Raw genomic sequence first — 18,786 nt, forward strand, 5'->3', positions numbered from 1 at the left:
CTGCGTGGGCAGTAACGGCCGGAACACAATGAGGACCATGGGACGCGGCAAGCTTCGGATCTACCTCGGTGCGGCACCGGGCGTCGGCAAGACGTACGCGATGCTGTCCGAGGCCCACCGCCGTGCCGAGCGCGGCACCGACTGTGTGGTCGCCTTCGTCGAGCACTACGACCGCCCGCGCACCGAGGTGATGCTCCACGGGCTGGAGCAGGTGAGGCGCAGGGAACTGGAGTACCGCGGGAGCGCCTTCACCGAGATGGACGTCGACGGCGTGCTGGCGCGGCGCCCGCAGGTGGCGCTCGTCGACGAGCTCGCCCACACCAACGTCCCCGGTTCGCGCAACGCCAAGCGCTGGCAGGACGTCGAGGAGCTGCTCGCCGCGGGCATCGACGTCATATCGACCGTCAACATCCAGCACCTGGAGTCCCTGGGCGACGTCGTCGAGTCGATCACCGGCATCCGGCAGCAGGAGACCGTGCCGGACGAGGTGGTGCGCCGGGCCGACCAGATCGAGCTGGTCGACATGTCGCCGGAGGCGCTGCGGCGGCGGATGGCGCACGGCAACATCTACCAGCCGGACAAGGTCGACGCGGCGCTGTCGAACTACTTCCGCCCCGGCAATCTCACCGCACTGCGCGAACTGGCCCTGCTGTGGGTGGCGGACCGGGTCGACGAGTACCTGAAGCAGTACCGCAGCGATCACCAGGTGTCGAAGATCTGGGGTTCGCGCGAGCGGATCGTCGTCGGACTGACCGGAGGCCCGGAAGGGCGGACCCTGATCCGGCGGGCCGCCCGCCTCGCGGAGAAAGGCGCCGGCGGCGAGGTGCTGGCCGCCCACATCGCCCGCAGCGACGGCCTCACCTCCGCCTCACCCAAGGAACTCGCCGTCCAGCGCACCCTCGTCGAGGACCTCGGCGGCACCTTCCACCACGTCGTGGGCGACGACATCCCCGCGGCGCTGCTGGCCTTCGCACGGGGGGCGAACGCCACCCAGATAGTGCTCGGCTCCTCACGGCGCAAGAGCTGGCAGTACGTCTTCGGGCCGGGCGTGGGCGCCACGGTCGCCCGGGACTCGGGCCCCGACCTCGACGTGCACATCGTCACGCACGACGAGGTCGCCAAGGGGCGCGCACTGCCCGCGGCCCGGCGGGCACGCCTCGGCCGTTCCCGGATCCTGTGGGGCTGGCTCGTCGGCATCGGCGGCCCCGCGCTGCTCACCCTGCTGCTGACCCACGTGGACGCCGATCTCGGTCTCGCCAACGACATGCTGCTGTTCCTGACCCTGACGGTGGCGGCGGCCCTGCTCGGCGGGCTCCTCCCCGCACTGGCCTCGGCGGCGGTCGGCTCCCTGCTGCTGAACTGGTTCTTCACGGAGCCGGTGCACCACCTCACCATCGCCGATCCGAAGAACCTGCTCGCGCTCCTGATCTTCGTGTTCGTGGGGGTGTCGGTGGCCTCCGTGGTCGATCTCGCCGCCCGCCGCACCCACCAGGCGGCCCGGCTGCGCGCCGAGTCGGAGATCCTGTCCTTCCTCGCCGGGAACGTGCTGCGCGGTGAGACCGGCCTGGAGGAGCTGCTGGAGCGGGTTCGCGAGACCTTCGGCATGGAGTCGGCGGCCCTGCTGGAGCGGCAGAGCGACGTCGACCCCTGGACCTGTGCGGGCCGGGTGGGCCTGGGGCGGGCGCCGGCGCGACCCGAGGACGCGGATGTCGACGTTCCCGTGGGCGACCACATGGCGCTCGCGCTGACCGGGCGGGTGCTGCCTGCCGAGGACCGCCGGGTGCTCGCCGCCTTCGCCGCGCAGTCCGCCGTCGTCCTCGACCGCCGGCGCCTCCAGAGCGAGGCCGACCAGGCCAAGGAGCTGGCCGAGGGCAACCGCATCCGTACGGCGCTGCTGGCCGCCGTCAGCCATGACCTCCGTACCCCTCTCGCCGGCATCAAGGCGGCGGTCTCCTCGCTGCGGTCCGACGACGTGGCGTGGTCCGAGGAGGACGAGGCCGAGCTGCTGCAGGGCATCGAGGAGGGCGCCGACCGGCTCGACCACCTCGTGGGGAACCTCCTCGACATGTCCCGGCTGCAGACCGGCACGGTCACCCCCCTCATCCGCGACATCGACCTCGACGAGGTGGTGCCGATGGCGCTGGGCGGGGTGCCGGAGAACCGCGTGGAGCTGGACATCCCGGAGACGCTGCCCATGGTCGCCGTGGACCCGGGGCTGCTGGAGCGGTCGGTGGCCAACCTGGTCGAGAACGCCGTCAAGTACAGCCCGGACGCCGGCACGGTCCTCGTCTCCGCGAGCGCCCTTGCGGACCGGGTCGAGGTACGGGTGGTCGACCGGGGGCCGGGCGTCCCCGACGAGGCCAAGGAGCGCATCTTCGCGCCCTTCCAGCGCTACGGCGACGCCCCGCGCGGAGCCGGCGTGGGTCTCGGCCTCGCGGTCGCCCGCGGCTTCGCCGAAGCCATGGGCGGCACGCTCGACGCCGAGGACACGCCCGGCGGCGGCCTCACCATGGTGCTCACCCTGCGGGCGGCGGGAGCGCGCGGCGGGGGACCGGCTGGCTCCGACGAGCCCCTTCACTCCGTACGACCGGAAAGGCAGACCACATGCTGAGCCCGGCTGGGGGGACGCCCCAGGCCCGCACGAGGGTTCTGGTGATCGACGACGAGCCGCAGATCGTGCGCGCCCTCGTGATCAACCTCAAGGCCCGGAAGTACGAGGTCGACGCGGCCCACGACGGGACCACCGCCCTCGAACTCGCCGCCACCCGCCACCCCGACGTGGTCGTCCTCGACCTCGGTCTGCCCGACATGGACGGCGTCGAGGTGATCCGCGGCCTGCGCGGCTGGACCCGGGTGCCGATCCTGGTGCTGTCCGCCCGGCACTCCTCCGACGAGAAGGTCGAGGCGCTGGACGCGGGCGCCGACGACTACGTCACCAAGCCCTTCGGCATGGACGAGCTGCTGGCCCGGCTGCGGGCCGCCGTCCGCCGGGCCGAACCCACCGGGGGCGGCGAGGACGACGTGATCGTGGAGACCGAGGAGTTCACCGTCGATCTGGCCGCGAAGAAGGTCAACCGGGGCGGGAAGGACGTACGGCTGACCCCGACGGAGTGGCATCTGCTGGAGGTGCTGGTACGCAACACGGGGCGCCTCGTCGGCCAGAAGCAGCTGTTGCAGGAGGTGTGGGGGCCGTCGTACGGGACGGAGACGAACTATCTGCGGGTGTACATGGCACAGCTGCGGCGGAAGCTGGAGGCGGACCCGTCGCACCCCAAGCACTTCATCACGGAGCCGGGGATGGGGTACCGGTTCGAGAAGTGACCGGTCGAGACCGGTCGGTTCGAGAAAAGAGCCGGTCAAAGAGGGTCGGTTCGAGGGAGGGCCCCACGGGTACGAAGGTGTCGGTGCACCCCGGTAGGCTTCAATTCATGAGTGCTGTTCCTCGTTCCGAAAAGTCGGTTGGCCGGTTCCGGCGCATGCTCGACCGGCTCTCCTCGTCGCAGGAGGACCTGGAGTCCGAGGAGCTGCGTGAGGACGCCGAGACGGCCGGATGCACCAGGATCGGTGACTGCCGTGACCGCCAGATCGTGACGGTTACTGGTACCTTGCGCACGGTCACCCTGCGGCCGCGTGCGGGAGTCCCGGCCCTGGAGGCCGAGCTGTTCGACGGCTCCGCCGCCCTGGACGTGGTGTGGCTCGGCAGGCGCTCCATAGTCGGCATAGAGCCTGGGCGCCGGCTGATCGCATCGGGCCGGATCTCCATGAGCCGAGGCCGCCGGGTGCTGTTCAACCCGAAATACGAACTGAGACCCCTCGGACGGGAGTAGCCGGTGACGTCGCTCGACAAGCCGACTGAAGACACCACCGCAGACGCCGAGCAGGACGCCCGGGCGGTGACCGAGGCCGCGCTGTTCGAGGCCTTCGGCGGCATGCGCGGCATGATCGAGACGGTGCTGCCCGGTCTGCTCTTCGTCACCATCTACACGATCAACAAGGACCTGCACCTGTCGGCCATCGCCGCGCTCGGGGTGTCTTTGCTGCTCGTGGTGGTGCGCCTGGTGATGCGGGACACCGTCAAGCACGCCTTCAGCGGTGTCTTCGGCGTCGCCTTCGGTGTCGTGTTCGCGATGATGACCGGCAACGCGAAGGACTTCTATCTGCCCGGCATGCTGTACACGCTGGGGCTGGGGCTCGCGTACATCATCACCACGCTGTGCGGGGTGCCGCTGATCGGGCTGATCCTCGGGCCGGTGTTCAAGGAGAACCTCTCCTGGCGCAAGCGGAACCCTGGGCGCAAGAAGGCGTATGCGAAGGCCAGTTGGGCGTGGGGGCTGATCCTGCTCGCCAAGTGCGCGATTCTCTTCCCGCTGTACTGGTGGGCGGACACGACGCAGCTGGGGTGGGTGCTGGTCGCGCTGAAGATCCCGCCGTTCCTGCTGGCCGTGTGGCTGACGTGGGTGTTCCTGGCGAAGGCGCCGGCGCCGATCGACGTCTTCGCTGAGATGGAGGCGGAGGAGAAGGCCGAGCGGGAGCGGAAGGCTGCCGCCGGCTCGGCCGAATAGGTACCGGGCGTTGAGCGTGGCCGTCACTGGGGACTGCCGCCCTCAGACCCCCGCTTCGGCCTGAACGGCCTCGTCCTCAAACGCCGGACGGGCTGGTAGGGAAGGGCGCCCCGAATTTTCGGGGCGCCCTTCCTGTCGTATCGCGCGAAGCGGCTAGTCCGCCGTGTCCTCGCGTCGTACCGACAGCAGATCCTCCAGCTGCTCCTCCCGTGCCTGCGCGGCCACGAAGAGGAGTTCGTCGCCTGCCTCCAGGGAGTCCTCGCGGGACGGGGTGAGGACGCGGGTGCCGCGGATGATCGTGACCAGGGACGTGTCCTCCGGCCACTCCACGTCGCCGACCTGGGTGCCGGCCAGGGCCGACTCCTCCGGGAGGGTCAGTTCGACGAGGTTGGCGTCGCCGTGGCTGAAGCGGAGGAGGCGGACCAGGTCGCCGACCGACACCGCTTCCTCGACCAGGGCCGACATCAGACGCGGGGTGGAGACCGCTACGTCCACGCCCCAGGCCTCGTTGAACAGCCACTCGTTCTTGGGGTTGTTCACGCGGGCCACGACGCGCGGGACGCCGTACTCCGTCTTCGCCAGGAGGGAGACGACCAGGTTGACCTTGTCGTCGCCCGTCGCGGCGATCACCACGTTGCAGCGCTGCAGCGCCGCCTCGTCCAGCGACGTGATCTCGCAGGCGTCGGCCAGCAGCCACTCCGCCTGCGGCACGCGCTCGACCGAGATGGCGGTCGGCGCCTTGTCGACGAGCAGGACCTCGTGGCCGTTCTCCAGCAGCTCGCCCGCGATCGAGCGGCCCACCGCGCCGGCACCGGCAATGGCGACCCTCATCAGTGACCGCCCTCCTCTTCGGGACCCTTGGCGAAGGACGCCTCGACCTTGTCGACCTCGTCGGTGCGCATCATCACGTGCACCAGGTCGCCCTCCTGCAGCACCGTCTGCGAGGTGGGCAGGATCGCCTCACCGAGGCGGGTGAGGAACGCGACGCGGACGCCGGTCTCCTCCTGCAGCGTGCTGATCTTGTGGCCCACCCAGGCGGCGGACGCGTGCACCTCGGCGAGCTGGACGCCACCGGTGGGGTCCCGCCACAGCGGCTCGGCGCCCGAGGGCAGCAGACGGCGCAGCATCTGGTCGGCCGTCCAGCGGACCGTGGCGACGGTGGGGATGCCCAGGCGCTGGTAGACCTCGGCGCGACGGGGGTCGTAGATCCGGGCCGCGACGTTCTCCACGCCGAACATCTCGCGGGCCACGCGCGCGGAGATGATGTTGGAGTTGTCACCGCTGGAGACGGCGGCGAACGCGCCCGCCTCCTCGATGCCCGCCTCGCGCAGAGTGTCCTGGTCGAAGCCGATGCCGGTGACCCGGCGGCCACCGAAGCCGGGGCCGAGCCGGCGGAACGCGGTGGGGTCCTGGTCGATCACGGCGACCGTGTGCCCTTGTTGCTCCAGGGTCTGGGCAAGAGCGGAGCCCACCCTTCCGCAACCCATGATGACGATGTGCACGGTCTTACCCCGCACTCCTCGTTAGGCGTCTGACTTGCGTGAACGTGGTGCTCATAACCTTCTCTCGGTTCGCCGGGCAACAGGCGCGGGCCGGTCGCGGACCGCTGGGCAACATCATGCCGGGGATTACCGGCGATGATCCCTCGCGGTACGGATGGTGGGCCTGCCTGTGCCCCAGTCCACCGTAACGTCAGGGTCGGACACACCGACCAGGCACCATCTCACGCGACGACCGGCCCCCTCAACGGCGGTTGAAGCTGCGGAGGCTGGCCAGGGCCAGGGCCGCGAGTCCGGCGAGCGCGACGAGGGCACCGACGAGCTGAGCAGTCGCCTGCGACATGAGGTCTCCCGGATGTGATGAGCGTACCGACGCAGGTCATGGAGGCACGCGGACGTCTTCCGGGCCGGGGCCCGGCGCGAGCGGAGGACCGAATTCACCCCCGCGCCGCGCGTGATTTCACCCGGATGTGCTCCGTCCCAGGCAGGGGGCCTACGATTCTCTGTTGTGTCCAAACTGACCGACGTGCCCAAACGGATTCTGATCGGGCGCGCGCTGCGCAGCGATCGGCTGGCGGAAACGCTCCTGCCGAAGCGCATCGCCCTGCCCGTATTCGCCTCCGACCCGCTGTCGTCCGTGGCGTACGCGCCCGGAGAAGTGCTGCTGGTCCTCTCCATCGCGGGCGTGTCGGCCTACCACTTCAGCCCCTGGATCGCGGTCGCGGTCGTCGTGCTGATGTTCACGGTGGTCGCCTCCTACCGGCAGAACGTGCACGCCTACCCCAGCGGCGGCGGCGACTACGAGGTGGCGACCACCAACCTCGGCCCCAGGGCCGGGCTGACGGTCGCGAGCGCCCTGCTCGTCGACTACGTCCTGACCGTCGCCGTCTCCATCTCCTCCGGCATCGAGAACCTGGGCTCCGCCGTCCCGTTCGTCGTCGAGCACAAGGTCGAATGCGCGGCCGCCGTCATCCTGTTGCTGACGCTGATGAACCTGCGCGGTGTCAGGGAGTCCGGCAGCCTCTTCGCGATCCCGACGTACGTCTTCGTCGCGGGCGTCTTCATCATGATCGCGTGGGGCGCGTTCCGCGGGCTCGTCCTGGACGACACCATGCGGGCGCCCACGGCGTCGTACGAGATCAAGCCGGAGCACGAGGGCCTGGCGGGCTTCGCGCTCGTCTTCCTGCTGCTGCGCGCCTTCTCCTCCGGCTGTGCCGCGCTCACCGGTGTCGAGGCCATCTCCAACGGTGTCCCGGCGTTCCGCAAGCCCAAGTCGAAGAACGCGGCGACCACGCTCGCGATGATGGGCCTGCTGGCCGTCACCATGTTCTGCGGCATCATCGGGCTCGCCATGGTGACCAAGGTCCGGATGGCCGAGAACCCGGCCGTCGACCTGCTGAAGGACGGTGTCGCGGTCGGCACCGGCTACGTCCAGAACCCGGTGATCACCCAGGTCGCGGAGGCCGTCTTCGGCAAGGGCAGCTTCCTGTTCATCGTGCTCGCCGCGGCCACCGCCCTGGTGCTGTTCCTCGCGGCCAACACCGCCTACAACGGCTTCCCGGTGCTCGGCTCGATCCTCGCCCAGGACCGCTACCTGCCGCGCCAGCTGCACACCCGCGGCGACCGGCTCGCCTTCTCCAACGGCATCGTGCTCCTGGCGGGCGCGGCCGCGCTGCTGGTATGGGTCTACGGCGCCGACTCCACGCGCCTGATCCAGCTGTACATCGTCGGTGTGTTCGTGTCCTTCACGCTCAGCCAGACCGGCATGGTCCGCCACTGGAACCGCCTCCTGGCCACGGAGAAGGACCCGGCCAAGCGCCGCCACATGGTCCGCTCCCGCGCGATCAACACCTTCGGCGCCTTCTTCACCGGACTGGTCCTGGTCGTCGTCCTCGTCACCAAGTTCACGCACGGCGCCTGGGTCGCCCTGCTCGGCATGGTGATCTTCTACGTGACGATGACGGCCATCCGCCGCCACTACGACCACGTCTCCGAGGAACTCGCCGCCCCCGAGGGCCCGAGCGACGACAGCGTACGGCCGTCCCGCGTGCACTCCGTCGTCCTGGTCTCCAAGATCCACCGCCCGGCCCTGCGCGCCCTGGCCTACGCCAAGCTGCTGCGCTCGGACACCCTGGAGGCGCTCAGCGTCAACGTGGACCCGGCGGAGACCAAGGCGCTGCGCGCGGAGTGGGAGCGGCGCGGCATCGACGTACCGCTGAAGGTGCTCGACTCGCCGTACCGCGAGATCACGCGCCCGGTCATCGACTACGTGAAGAGCCTGCGCAAGGAGTCCCCGCGCGACGCCGTGTCGGTCATCATCCCCGAGTACGTCGTCGGCCACTGGTACGAGCATCTGCTGCACAACCAGAGCGCGCTCCGGCTGAAGGGCCGGCTGCTGTTCACGCCGGGCATCATGGTGACCTCGGTGCCGTACCAGCTCCAGTCCTCCGAGCTGGCGAAGGCCAGGGCCCGCAAGCGGCAAGAGTGGAACGCGCCGGGTTCGGTGCGGCGGGGGCCGGCCCAGGAGCGGGCGAAGGAGCCGGACGCCCAGCGCTGACGCGGGCAGGGGCGCAGCGGCGCGGCGGGGAGCACGTAGACTGGTGGGCTGTTGTCGGGCCCTCCGGAGACCACTGTCGAGGGCCGTATCCCTTTCTCGATCTGGAGTCACCCCACCATGCAGGCAGAACCGAAGAAGTCGCTGGTGGGGGAGGAGTACGAGGTCGAGATCGGCCCCGTCGCCCACGGCGGGCACTGCATCGCCCGCACCGACGCCGGCCAGGTGCTGTTCGTCCGGCACACGCTGCCCGGCGAGCGGGTCGTGGCCCGGGTGACCGAGGGCGAGGAGGGCGACCGCTTCCTGCGCGCCGACGCGGTCGAGGTGCTGTCCGCCTCCAAGGACCGCATCGAGGCGCCCTGCCCCTTCGCCGGCCCCGGCCGCTGCGGCGGCTGCGACTGGCAGCACGCCAAGCCGGGGGCGCAGCGCCGGATGAAGGGCGAGGTCATCGCCGAGCAGCTGGAGCGGCTCGCGGGACTGACGCCGGAGGACGTCGGCTGGGACGGCACGGTCATGCCGGCGGAGGGCGACAAGCTGCCGGCCGGACAGGTGCCGCAGTGGCGGACGCGCGTGCAGTACGCGGTCGACGCCGACGGCCATGCCGGACTGCGCCGGCACCGCTCGCACGAGGTCGAGCCGATCGACCACTGCATGATCGCCGCCGAGGGCGTCAGCGAGCTGGGTATCGAGAAGCGCGACTGGACGGGCATGGCCGGGGTGGAGGCGATCGCGGCGACGGGATCGCAGGACCGCCAGGTGATCCTGACGCCGAAGCCGGGGGCGCGGCTGCCGCTGGTGGAGTTGGACAAGCCGGTGTCGGTGATGCGGGTCGGCGAGAAGGACGGCGGGATCCACCGCGTCCACGGCCGCCCCTTCGTCCGCGAGCGCGCGGACGGCCGTACGTACCGCGTCGGCAGCGGCGGCTTCTGGCAGGTCCACCCGAAGGCCGCGGACACCCTGGTGACGGCGGTCATGCAGGGCCTGCTGCCGCGCAAGGGCGACATGGCGCTCGACCTGTACTGCGGTGTCGGGCTGTTCGCGGGGGCCCTGGCCGACCGGCTCGGCGAGAAGGGCGCCGTCCTCGGCATCGAGTCCGGCAAGCGCGCGGTGGAGGACGCCCGGCACAACCTGGCCGGCTTCGACCGGGTGCGGATCGAGCAGGGCAGGGTCGAGACGGTGCTGCCGCGTACCGGGATCACCGAGGTGGACCTGATCGTCCTGGACCCGCCGCGGGCAGGGGCGGGCCGGAAGACGGTCGCGCATCTGGCGTCGCTGGGGGCACGGCGGATCGCGTACGTCGCGTGCGATCCGGCTGCGCTGGCGCGGGACTTGGGGTACTTCCGGGATGGGGGGTATCGGGTGCGGATGTTGCGGGCGTTTGATCTGTTTCCGATGACGCATCATGTGGAGTGCGTCGCCATCCTTGAGCCGGTGGCCAAGGGATCCTGAGATGCGGCTTTGCGGGTGCGCTGATCGGTGGGGCGCCGCCGCGCAGGAAGTCGTGCGAGGTGGGGGATCCGGACTCGTCAGTCCGTGATGACGGCGTCGCGGTGAATCCACTCGGGGCTGTGGGCCGCCTTGTACATGAAGTCGGCCACGTCCGCGCGGCTGATCGTCGGGTTGCCCTTCATCGGGAGACGCTCGCCGACGAGGTAACTGCCCTTGGCGGGGCCCTTGGTCAGCATGGTCGGGTAGACCAGCGTCCAGTCCAGGCCGCTGGAGCGGATCGCCTTCTCGGAGGTCTCCTTGTTCGCGTAGAGGTTCCGCAGGAACGTGCTGTACATGACCTTCTGCATGGCACTCGCCGACCGGTAGGTGTCGCCCACGCCGAACGAGGACAGCCATACCAGGCGGGACACGCCCTGTTCCTCGGCCGCGCCGATCACGGCCGCCGCGGCGCGGGTGAACAGGTCGTCGGCGCGCACGGATGTGCTCCTGCCGAGAGCCGAGATGACGACGTCCTGTCCGGCCATGGCCTTTGCGACATCGTGGTGTGAGGTGGCGTCTCCGGTGGCCACGTCGACCTGGTCCGCCAGATCGGCCAGCGCCTCCGGCCTGCGGGCCAGGACGGTGACCGTGTCGCCGCCATCGAGGGCCAGGTCGACGACGTGGCGACCGGTGGGGCCGGTCGCACCGAGGATCAAGAGTTTCATGGGGTTTGCATCCTTCGTTTGGAAAAGGGGATGAGCCGACGCACGTACGCGCTGGGGCGAGCCTGTGGCAGCTTGTTGCCAACGGCACACCTGTGACAGCTCGCTGCCATCGGCACATTGGACGTATGCCACAGGTCATGGAGCTCCGCGGTGATGTCGAGTTCTGGGCCCGGATCAAGCCCTTGACGGAGTCGGACGAGGTGGAATGGGTCCATATCGCCCACGATCTCGACACCTGGCCCGGAGCCCGTGAGGCTGCCCGCCGCCACGCGCGCCGCGGCAGGGCGCCCCGGGCACGCAAGCTGTACAGCCCCGCGGTTCTCGCCGACGAGCGCGACCGGGAGGCTCTGCGGGAGATGGCTGCCCATGGCTTCCAGGTGCGGATCGCCACTGCGCCGCTGCCGCAGGGAACCGTCATCATCGACCGGCGCACCATGATCCTCACCGATCCGGCGCCCTCCGCCCCGGCTGCTCGGGGCCCGCGCACCTACACCATGAGTGCCTCGCCGGCCCTGATCGGCGAGCGTATGCGCTGTTCGAAGCCGCTTGGGACAGCGCAGCCGACCTGGCGACGTTCCTCGATCCGAGACGGCCCCGCATCGATGAGCAGACCGCCAAGGTCCTGCATGCCCTGTGCTCCGGCGCCACCGACGAGGCAGCCGCACGGGAACTGGGCATGTCGCTGCGCACCTACCGCCGCCGGGTCGCGGAACTGCTCGCCGGCCTGAACGCGGCATCGCGTTTCCAAGCCGGAGTACGTGGGGGGAGCTGGGCCTGACCCGCAGCTGATCGACACGGCACGGGATGAGCCGGCGTACAGGAACTTGCCTCACCCCGCACCGTCACACCCTGCACTGCCACACCCCGCGCTGAATCGCCATGCCAGACCCCAACCCCCGCGGATACCCGTGCACCGTGAGGACAGTAGTAGTGCGCCCGTGGGCAATTGCCGCGCGATCGGCGGTTTTAGCGTGGCAGGGAGTGGCCCCGGACGCCCCGCGCGGTATCCGGGCCGTAATGCCGGAAGGGCCGGCATCTCACGTACACCCTCGGGAGATTCCCATGTCCGATGCCGTCGAGCCGGTTCAGCCGGTCCTGGAACCCGCGGCCGCCGCCTTCGCGGAGGCCACCGCCAATCCGCCCTACCTGTTCGAACTGCCCCCCGCGGAAGGGCGCAAGGCCGTCGACGAGGTGCAGTCCGGCGAGATCGACAAGCCCGCGGTCGACGAGGAGTGGACCACCGTCTCGGGCGGCCCGACGGGCAGCGTCCGCGTGCGGATCGTCAAGCCCGCCGGGGCCGAGGGCACCCTCCCGGTGATCATCTACATCCATGGGGCGGGCTGGGTCTTCGGCAACGCCCACACCCATGACCGTCTGGTGCGGGAACTCGCCGTCGGTGCGGGCGCCGCCGTGGTCTTCCCCGAGTACGACCTCTCGCCCGAGGCCCGGTACCCGGTCGCCATCGAGCAGAACTTCGCGGTCGCCCAGTGGGTCGTCCAGCAGGGCGCGACGAAGGGGCTGGACGCCACTCGCATCGCGGTCGCCGGTGACTCGGTCGGCGGCAACATGACCGCCGCGCTGACGCTGATGGCCAAGGAGCGCGGCGGCATCCCGCTGGTGCAGCAGGTGCTGTTCTACCCGGTCACCGACGCGAACTTCGACACCGGCTCCTACCACCAGTTCGCCACCGGCTACTTCCTGCGCCGCGACGGCATGCAGTGGTTCTGGGACCAGTACACGACCGACGAGGCCGACCGCGCCCAGATCACCGCCTCCCCGCTGCGCGCCACCACCGAGCAGCTCACCGGCCTGCCCCCGGCCCTGGTCATCACCGGCGAGGCCGACGTGCTGCGCGACGAGGGCGAGGCCTACGCCAACAAGCTCCGCGAGGCGGGCGTCCCGGTCACCGCGGTGCGCTTCCAGGGCATCATCCACGACTTCGTGATGCTCAACGCCCTGCGAGAGACCCACGCCGCCGAGGCCGCCATCACGCTGGCCGCCGGCACCCTGCGCACCGCCCTGCACCACGCCTGAGAGCGAGGAGACACCCCTCCATGACCACCTCCACCGCCACACCCACCGTCGTCCTCGTCCACGGCGCGTTCGCCGACGCGGCAAGCTGGTCCGAGGTCATCGCCGAACTGCAGCGTCACGGCATCCCGGTGATCGCCCCGCCCAACCCGCTGCGGGGACTTGCCGCCGACGCCGCCTACATCGCCTCCGTGGCCGCCCAGACCGACGGCCCCGTCATCCTGGTCGGTCACTCCTACGGCGGTGCGCTCATCACCGTGGCCGGCACCACGGAGAACGTCGTCGGGCTCGTCTACGTGGCGGCGTACGTCCCCGAGGAGGGCGAGAGCCTCGGCGAGCTGCAGGGACGCTTCCCCGCCTCGCCGCTGGTGAGCAACCTCAAGCAGTGGACGTACCCCGTCCCCGGCGGCGACCCGGCCGTCGAGGTCACCATCGCCGAGGACGCCTTCCCATCGGTCTTCGCCGCAGATGTGCCGACCGACGTCACCAAGGTCCTGGCCGTGGCCCAACGGCCGCTGGCCGCCTCGGCCTTCGAGGAGAGGGCCGCCGCGGCCGCGTGGCAGACCAAGCCGTCCTGGGCCCTGGTGGCCGGAGCGGACGAGGCGATCAATCCCGAGGTCCAGCGGTTCGGGGCCAAGCGCGCCGGGGCGACCGTCGTCGAGATCGCGGGGGCGTCGCACGCGGTCGCCGTCGCCCGGCCGACAGAGGTGGCCGAGCTGATCCGCGACGCGGTGCGGGCGACCGGCTGACAAGGGGCAACCCACTGCGCGGACGAACTCGTTTCGTCCGCGCAGCTGTGCTTCCACCGATCTCTTCCCCTGATCTCTTCCACCGATTTCTTCCCCCGATTTCTTCCTCCGGTTCTTCCTGGTCCGTCCCCGGCCGGGAGTGACATCGTCAGGTCGGCCACGGGATCCGAACCGTCGGCCGATCACGATGCCAGGGGGGCCAGGTGTCCGTCGTTGTTTCCACCGCGTCGCTGTCCGCGGCGGACCGGGTGGAGCGCTGGCGCGAGGCGGTGTCGCGCGCCTTCGTACCGCTCGATGTCGATCTCCTCGAGGAAGATCCGTCACCGGGAAGGATCGTCAGCGATCGGCTGGGTGCGATGCGGGTGGCGCACGTCCAGGCGGGGCCGCAAGTGGTGCGGCGCAGCAAGCGTCTGATCGCGCAGGACGGGAAGGAGTTCCTCATCCTCACGCTTCAGCGCAGCGGCACCGCCATCAAGGAGCAGGACGGGCGGGAGTCCCTGATCAGACCGGGCGAGTTCTCCATCTCCGACTCGTCCCGGCTGCTGAGAAAGAAGGTGGAGGGCGAATTCCGTTTCGTCTCCTTCCAGTTCCCGCGCCGGGATCTTCGGGTGCGGGACGGGGACCTGCGGGCGATGACCGCGACCGCGTTCTCCGGTCGCGAGGGCACTTCCGCCGTGGTGGCGAGCTGTTTCGCGAGCATGGCGCGCGAGGCCGCGAGCCTCGACGACTCGGTAGGCCGGCAGATGGCCGCGACCGCCATCGACCTGCTGGCGCTGCTGATCAACGAGCGGTGCGGCCGCTTCGCTCCCCAGGCTCCGGAGACCGCCGCGGCCACCCTCGTACGGGTCAAGGACCACATCCTGCGGAACCTCTGCGACCCCGACCTGTCCCCGCCCGCCATCGCTGCGGCACACCACATGTCGGTTCGCTATCTGCACAGGATGTTCCAGCTGGAGGGGACCACGGTCGGGGGGTGGATCCGGACGCAGCGACTGGAACGGTGCCGCCGCGATCTTCTGCGCTCCCCGGCCCTGGGCCTCGGGGTGGCGGCCGTCGCCCGGAGCTGGGGGTTTGTGAGTCCCAGTCACTTCAGCCGTGCCTTCCGCGCGGCTTACGGGGTCACGCCTCGGGAGTGGCAGATGCACGGTCCGGCCGGGGAAGCGGCGCAGCGCTGAGACGGTGCGCCGGTCACCGTACGAACAGGAGGGGTGGCACCGCCCGGCCGACGGACAGGGCGTCAAGGCCCGCTCGGGCCTGAGCCGGCATCTCCGACGGGATACGGCCCTCCAGCGCGAGGACGGCGCGGTACTCGGCACCGGCCTCGGTGTGCCGGCCGAGCCGGGCGAGCGCGTGGGCCAGGTGGAGGTGGACCTTGCCCGCCTGCCGGTGCCAGCCGCGGACCTCGAACTGCCCGCGTATGGTGGCCAGCACGTCGACCGCGTTCTGCCAGCGGCCGAGCTCGAGATGGACGAACGACACCGCGTAGACGGCGGACAGGACAGTGAATTCCCGGACGTTGGGCGGGATCCGGTCGCGGTTGCGGGGATCGGCGAGCGCTTCCCTGACCTCCTCGTAGGCCTCGACGGCCTCGTGCGGGCGGCCGGCCCCACGCAGCACCCTGATCGTCCCGCAGGCCACCTGCAGGTATCCGTTGATGTCGTGCGCCTCGGTGAACAGCTCCATGGCGCGGTGGTTGTGGTCGGCGGCGGAGGCGAAGTCGCCGTTCGGCTCGTACAGCCAGCTGAGGTAGTTGTGCGCCCATGCCTGCTGGACGATGTTCCCGGCCGTCTCGGCGAGGCCGAGTGCGCACGTGGCCGACGCGACCGCCTCCGCATAGCGGCCTTCGCAGGCTTGGTAGGCCCAGGCGAGGTAGTTGCGGTGGGTCGCCTCCAGCGCGGCGTCGCCCAGCGCCGCTCCGGCCGCGGCGGCGCGCTCGTAGACCTCGACCCAGTGACCCGAGGACACCCAGTGGTCGGAGAACCAGTGCATGGCCTCCGCGACGTCGACGACCCTCGTGTGCTCGCCGTTCTCCGCGGCTTCACGGAACGCCGCGAGCCAGTTGTCGCTCTCCGCCTTGATCCAGCGCATCGCCTGCTCACGGTCGTCCAGAGCGACCAGCCGGCCGGGATCCGGCGGCGGCGCGCCGTAGCCGGGCTCGTGCCAGCGGCCGGCGAGGACTGCGGTGTCCAGCAGCCACGACCGCAGCCGGGAACGCGCGGCCGACGACACCTGCGCACCGTCCTCGGCGCGGTGGCGGGAGCCGGCGTACAGGCGCAGCAGGTCGTGGACGCGGTAGCGGTCCTCGCGGGAGGTCATCAGCAGCCCCGCCTCCAGCAGTTCCTCCAGGAGGTCCTCGGCGTCGGGCAAGGGCGCGTCCGCGAGTACGGCGGCCGGCGCCAGGCCGAAGTCCTGGCCCGGTACGAGCGACAGGAGCCGGAACATCCGGGCGGTCTCCGGAGCGAGACGGGAGTACGACAGCGCGAAGGCGGCGCTGACCCGCAGATCGCCCGCGCTCAGCGCGTCCAGCCTGCGGTCCTCGTCGGCCAGCCGGTCGGCGAGCCGTCGCAGACTCCAGTTGGTGCGGGTGGCGGCCCAGTTCGCGGCGACGCGCAGGGCCAGCGGGAGATGACCGCACAACGCGGTCACGGCGTTCGCGGCCGCCGGCTCTGCGTCCACGCGCCCGGCGCCGAGGACGGCACGCAGCAAGGAAGCGGACTCCTGCCGGGTCAGCGCACCGAGCTCGACGCGCCGGACTCCCTCCAGGCCGGCCAGGGTACGGCGACTCGTCACCAGCACGAGAAGTCGCCCCTCGCGCGGCAGCAGGGGCCTGACCTGGGCCTCGTCGGCGGCGTTGTCCAGCACCAGAACCGCGCGGAAACCGGCTGCGACGGCGTGGTAGCGGGTGAGACGGCCCTCCGCACCGTGCTGGGCCAACTCGCCGTCCTCGACGCCCCATGAGCTCAGCAGGCGCAGCACGGCCTCCTCCGTCGAGAGCGGCTGCGCGTCGAGGCCCCGCATGTCCAGGAAGAACGTTCCGTCGGGGCAGGACGGAGCGAGTTCCTCGGCGAGCCGCACCGCCAGCGTGGTCTTGCCGCTGCCCGGAGGGCCGGACACCACTGCCGCCGGGGGCGTCACGGAACGCATCTCCGGGCCCTCGGCACGCCCTTCCTCGGCGACCTCCTGTGCGAGGGCGCGCAGTGCGGTCAGTTCCTTGTACCGGCCGACGAAGTCACGTACCCCCCTCGGCAGCGGGTGGGCCGAGGCCTTGCCGAGGTCGCGGGCCTGCGCGCCCGGGCGGGCGGCGCGGGCGGCGGCCAGCAGATCCGCATGCGCAGCCTCGTCCAGTGCCAGCCCCTGGGCGAGCGCGGTGATGGTTCCCCGATGCGGACGCAGACTCCGGCCGCGCTCCATGTCACCTATGGCGCGCCCCGACACACCGGACGCCTCGGCCAACTCCTCGATCGTCAGACGGCGTTCCTGCCGTAACGCGCGCAACCGCCGGCCGAACGGTGACGCGCCCCCACCCTCACTGCTCACCGCGCGATGATACGCGGCTCAACAATCCGGCGGCCCGGACGAGAGACGGCAGTGACGCCGCTCCAGCCCGGGGCCACGCAGCGCCGGACCCGGGCGGATACTGAACGGACGGGAGGCTCGGGTGGGGGAGCAGTGGGGCTGGTGGACTGGTCGACGGGGACTCTCGGATTCGGCGCGGGCGTGCTGATCGCGCTCGTCACCGCACCGGTCGGAGTCTCCGGCGCCGTGTTCCTGCTGCCGGTCCAGCTGAGCCTGCTCGGCGTGCCCAGTCCCTCCGTCACCCCGACGAACCTGCTCTACAACGTCGTCGCCGGCCCCGGCGCCCTGCTGCGCTACCGCCGCGCCGGTCTCCTGCGCGGCCCGCTGGCCCGCCGCCTGATCGCCGGCACCCTTCCCGGAGTCGTTCTCGGCGCGCTCATCCGCGTCTTCGCCCTTCCCGGGCCGGCCGTCTTCCGGCTCCTGGTCGCCGCCCTGCTGCTGCCCCTCGGCCTGTGGCTCGTCGCCCGCACCCTGCGCCCGGCCACCACCCGCGCACCGGCGGAGCCGTCGCCGCGCACGGTCACCTTGCTGGCGGTGGCGGTCGGCACCGTCGGCGGAATCTACGGCATCGGCGGTGGCTCCATCCTCGGGCCCGTCCTGGTCGGCCGAGGCATGCCCGTCGCCCAGGTCGCCCCCGCCGCGCTCGCCTCCACCTTCCTGACCTCACTGGTCGGCGCCGGCACCTATGGACTGCTGTCCCTCACCGGGGGCGACCACATCGCCCCCGACTGGCTCCTCGGACTGGCCTGCGGACTGGGCGGTCTGACGGGCGGCTACCTGGGTGCTCGCCTTCAACCCCGCCTGCCGGAAAGGTTTCTCCGCCTCCTGCTGGGCACCCTCGCCGCCGCGGTCGGCGCCCTCTACGTGGGGTCCTAGGTCCACGGCCTGATCGAAAAGCACCGCTCTTGCTGTTAGCGTGCAGCTGCACATCATTCGCAATAACGTCGGAGGACGTTGGACATGGCGGTTTACACGCTCCCGGAACTTCCGTACGACTACTCGGCGCTCGCCCCGGTCATCAGCCCGGAGATCATCGAGCTGCATCACGACAAGCACCACGCGGCATACGTGAAGGGCGCGAACGACACGCTGGAGCAGCTCGCCGAGGCGCGGGACAAGGAGTCGTGGGGCTCGATCAACGGCCTGGAGAAGAACCTGGCCTTCCATCTTTCCGGCCACATCCTGCACTCGATCTACTGGCACAACATGACCGGCGACGGCGGCGGCGAGCCACTGGAGAAGGACGGCGTGGGAGAGCTGGCGGACGCGATCGCCGAGTCCTTCGGGTCCTTCGCCCACTTCAAGGCACAGCTGTCCAAGGCGTCGGCCACGACCCAGGGTTCGGGCTGGGGCGTGCTGGCGTACGAGCCGCTGAGCGGTCGCCTCATCGTCGAGCAGGTCTACGACCACCAGGGCAACGTCGGCCAGGGCTCGACCCCGATCCTGGTCTTCGACGCCTGGGAGCACGCCTTCTATCTGCAGTACCGCAACCAGAAGGTCGACTTCATCGAGGCCATGTGGCAGGTCGTCAACTGGCAGGACGTGGCCAAGCGCTACGCCGCCGCCAAGGAGCGCGGTGACAGCCTGCTGCTCGCGCCGTGACGCGGTGACCGCACCCGTACAGACGTCCTGCTCGTGATCGTCTTCTCGGCCTTCACCAGC

Annotated in this window: 15 protein-coding genes; 11 read left to right on the forward strand and 4 right to left on the reverse strand. The window is 70.7% G+C overall.

Features of this window, described 5'->3' with window-relative positions; all coding sequences use genetic code 11:
- Window positions 1-37: 37 nt before the first annotated feature.
- From ACQEV2_RS31990 to ACQEV2_RS32005, 4 genes are all read left to right on the forward strand, one after another.
- Entirely contained in the window at window positions 38-2,611 is a 2,574-nt protein-coding gene (locus ACQEV2_RS31990; protein ID WP_433049203.1) for a DUF4118 domain-containing protein, read from the forward strand.
- Entirely contained in the window at window positions 2,605-3,321 is a 717-nt protein-coding gene (locus tag ACQEV2_RS31995) for a response regulator (protein ID WP_433049206.1), read from the forward strand. Before ACQEV2_RS31990 ends, ACQEV2_RS31995 begins: the two co-directional genes overlap by 7 nt.
- Window positions 3,322-3,428: 107 nt before the next feature.
- Entirely contained in the window at window positions 3,429-3,827 is a 399-nt protein-coding gene (locus ACQEV2_RS32000) for an OB-fold nucleic acid binding domain-containing protein (protein WP_125525889.1), read from the forward strand.
- A 3-nt stretch (window positions 3,828-3,830) separates the two neighbouring features.
- Window positions 3,831-4,562 carry a DUF3159 domain-containing protein gene (locus tag ACQEV2_RS32005; RefSeq protein ID WP_433049210.1) on the forward strand — a complete coding sequence of 244 codons (732 nt, stop codon included), beginning with the start codon at window positions 3,831-3,833 and terminating at the stop codon, window positions 4,560-4,562.
- Between the two features lie 153 nt (window positions 4,563-4,715).
- Here the strand turns inward: ACQEV2_RS32005 and ACQEV2_RS32010 are convergent, their stop codons facing one another.
- Together ACQEV2_RS32010 and ACQEV2_RS32015 are read right to left on the reverse strand one after the other, a co-directional pair.
- Entirely contained in the window at window positions 4,716-5,393 is a 678-nt protein-coding gene (locus tag ACQEV2_RS32010) for a potassium channel family protein (protein ID WP_433049213.1), read from the reverse strand.
- Window positions 5,393-6,064 (reverse strand): potassium channel family protein, encoded by a 672-nt coding sequence (locus ACQEV2_RS32015; protein WP_433049216.1) that lies wholly within the window; start codon window positions 6,062-6,064, stop codon window positions 5,393-5,395. The genes ACQEV2_RS32010 and ACQEV2_RS32015 overlap by 1 nt, the downstream gene beginning before the upstream one ends.
- A gap of 505 nt (window positions 6,065-6,569) precedes the next feature.
- Between ACQEV2_RS32015 and ACQEV2_RS32020 the strand changes: the two genes are divergently transcribed.
- Window positions 6,570-8,618, forward strand: coding sequence for an APC family permease (locus tag ACQEV2_RS32020; RefSeq protein ID WP_433049219.1), 2,049 nt, complete (start codon window positions 6,570-6,572; stop codon window positions 8,616-8,618).
- Window positions 8,619-8,735: 117 nt separating this feature from the next.
- Window positions 8,736-10,064, forward strand: a complete 1,329-nt coding sequence (locus ACQEV2_RS32025; protein WP_433049222.1) for a class I SAM-dependent RNA methyltransferase — start codon at window positions 8,736-8,738, stop codon at window positions 10,062-10,064.
- 77 nt (window positions 10,065-10,141) lie between these two features.
- On the opposite strand, the gene ACQEV2_RS32030 is transcribed toward ACQEV2_RS32025, so the two are convergent.
- Window positions 10,142-10,768, reverse strand: coding sequence for an NAD(P)-dependent oxidoreductase (locus ACQEV2_RS32030; protein WP_433049225.1), 627 nt, complete (start codon window positions 10,766-10,768; stop codon window positions 10,142-10,144).
- Between the two features lie 1,062 nt (window positions 10,769-11,830).
- Between ACQEV2_RS32030 and ACQEV2_RS32035 the strand changes: the two genes are divergently transcribed.
- The 3 genes from ACQEV2_RS32035 (at window position 11,831) to ACQEV2_RS32045 (ending at window position 14,723) form a co-directional block, all read left to right on the forward strand.
- Complete coding sequence (locus ACQEV2_RS32035; RefSeq protein WP_433049228.1) at window positions 11,831-12,802, forward strand: alpha/beta hydrolase; 972 nt, start codon at window positions 11,831-11,833, stop codon at window positions 12,800-12,802.
- A 20-nt stretch (window positions 12,803-12,822) separates the two neighbouring features.
- On the forward strand, window positions 12,823-13,548 hold the full coding sequence (locus ACQEV2_RS32040) for an alpha/beta fold hydrolase (RefSeq protein WP_433049231.1): 726 nt from the start codon (window positions 12,823-12,825) through the stop codon (window positions 13,546-13,548).
- 203 nt (window positions 13,549-13,751) lie between these two features.
- Window positions 13,752-14,723, forward strand: coding sequence for a helix-turn-helix domain-containing protein (locus ACQEV2_RS32045; RefSeq protein ID WP_433049234.1), 972 nt, complete (start codon window positions 13,752-13,754; stop codon window positions 14,721-14,723).
- Window positions 14,724-14,736: 13 nt separating this feature from the next.
- On the opposite strand, the gene ACQEV2_RS32050 is transcribed toward ACQEV2_RS32045, so the two are convergent.
- Entirely contained in the window at window positions 14,737-17,085 is a 2,349-nt protein-coding gene (locus ACQEV2_RS32050) for a helix-turn-helix domain-containing protein (RefSeq protein ID WP_433049237.1), read from the reverse strand.
- Between the two features lie 141 nt (window positions 17,086-17,226).
- Between ACQEV2_RS32050 and ACQEV2_RS32055 the strand changes: the two genes are divergently transcribed.
- Both ACQEV2_RS32055 and ACQEV2_RS32060 read left to right on the forward strand, forming a co-directional pair.
- Entirely contained in the window at window positions 17,227-18,000 is a 774-nt protein-coding gene (locus tag ACQEV2_RS32055) for a sulfite exporter TauE/SafE family protein (protein WP_433049240.1), read from the forward strand.
- An 84-nt stretch (window positions 18,001-18,084) separates the two neighbouring features.
- Entirely contained in the window at window positions 18,085-18,726 is a 642-nt protein-coding gene (locus ACQEV2_RS32060) for a superoxide dismutase (protein WP_003996563.1), read from the forward strand.
- Window positions 18,727-18,786 lie beyond the last annotated feature (60 nt).

Source organism: Streptomyces sp. CA-251387 (genome assembly GCF_050936625.1).
Lineage (GTDB): Bacteria > Actinomycetota > Actinomycetes > Streptomycetales > Streptomycetaceae > Streptomyces.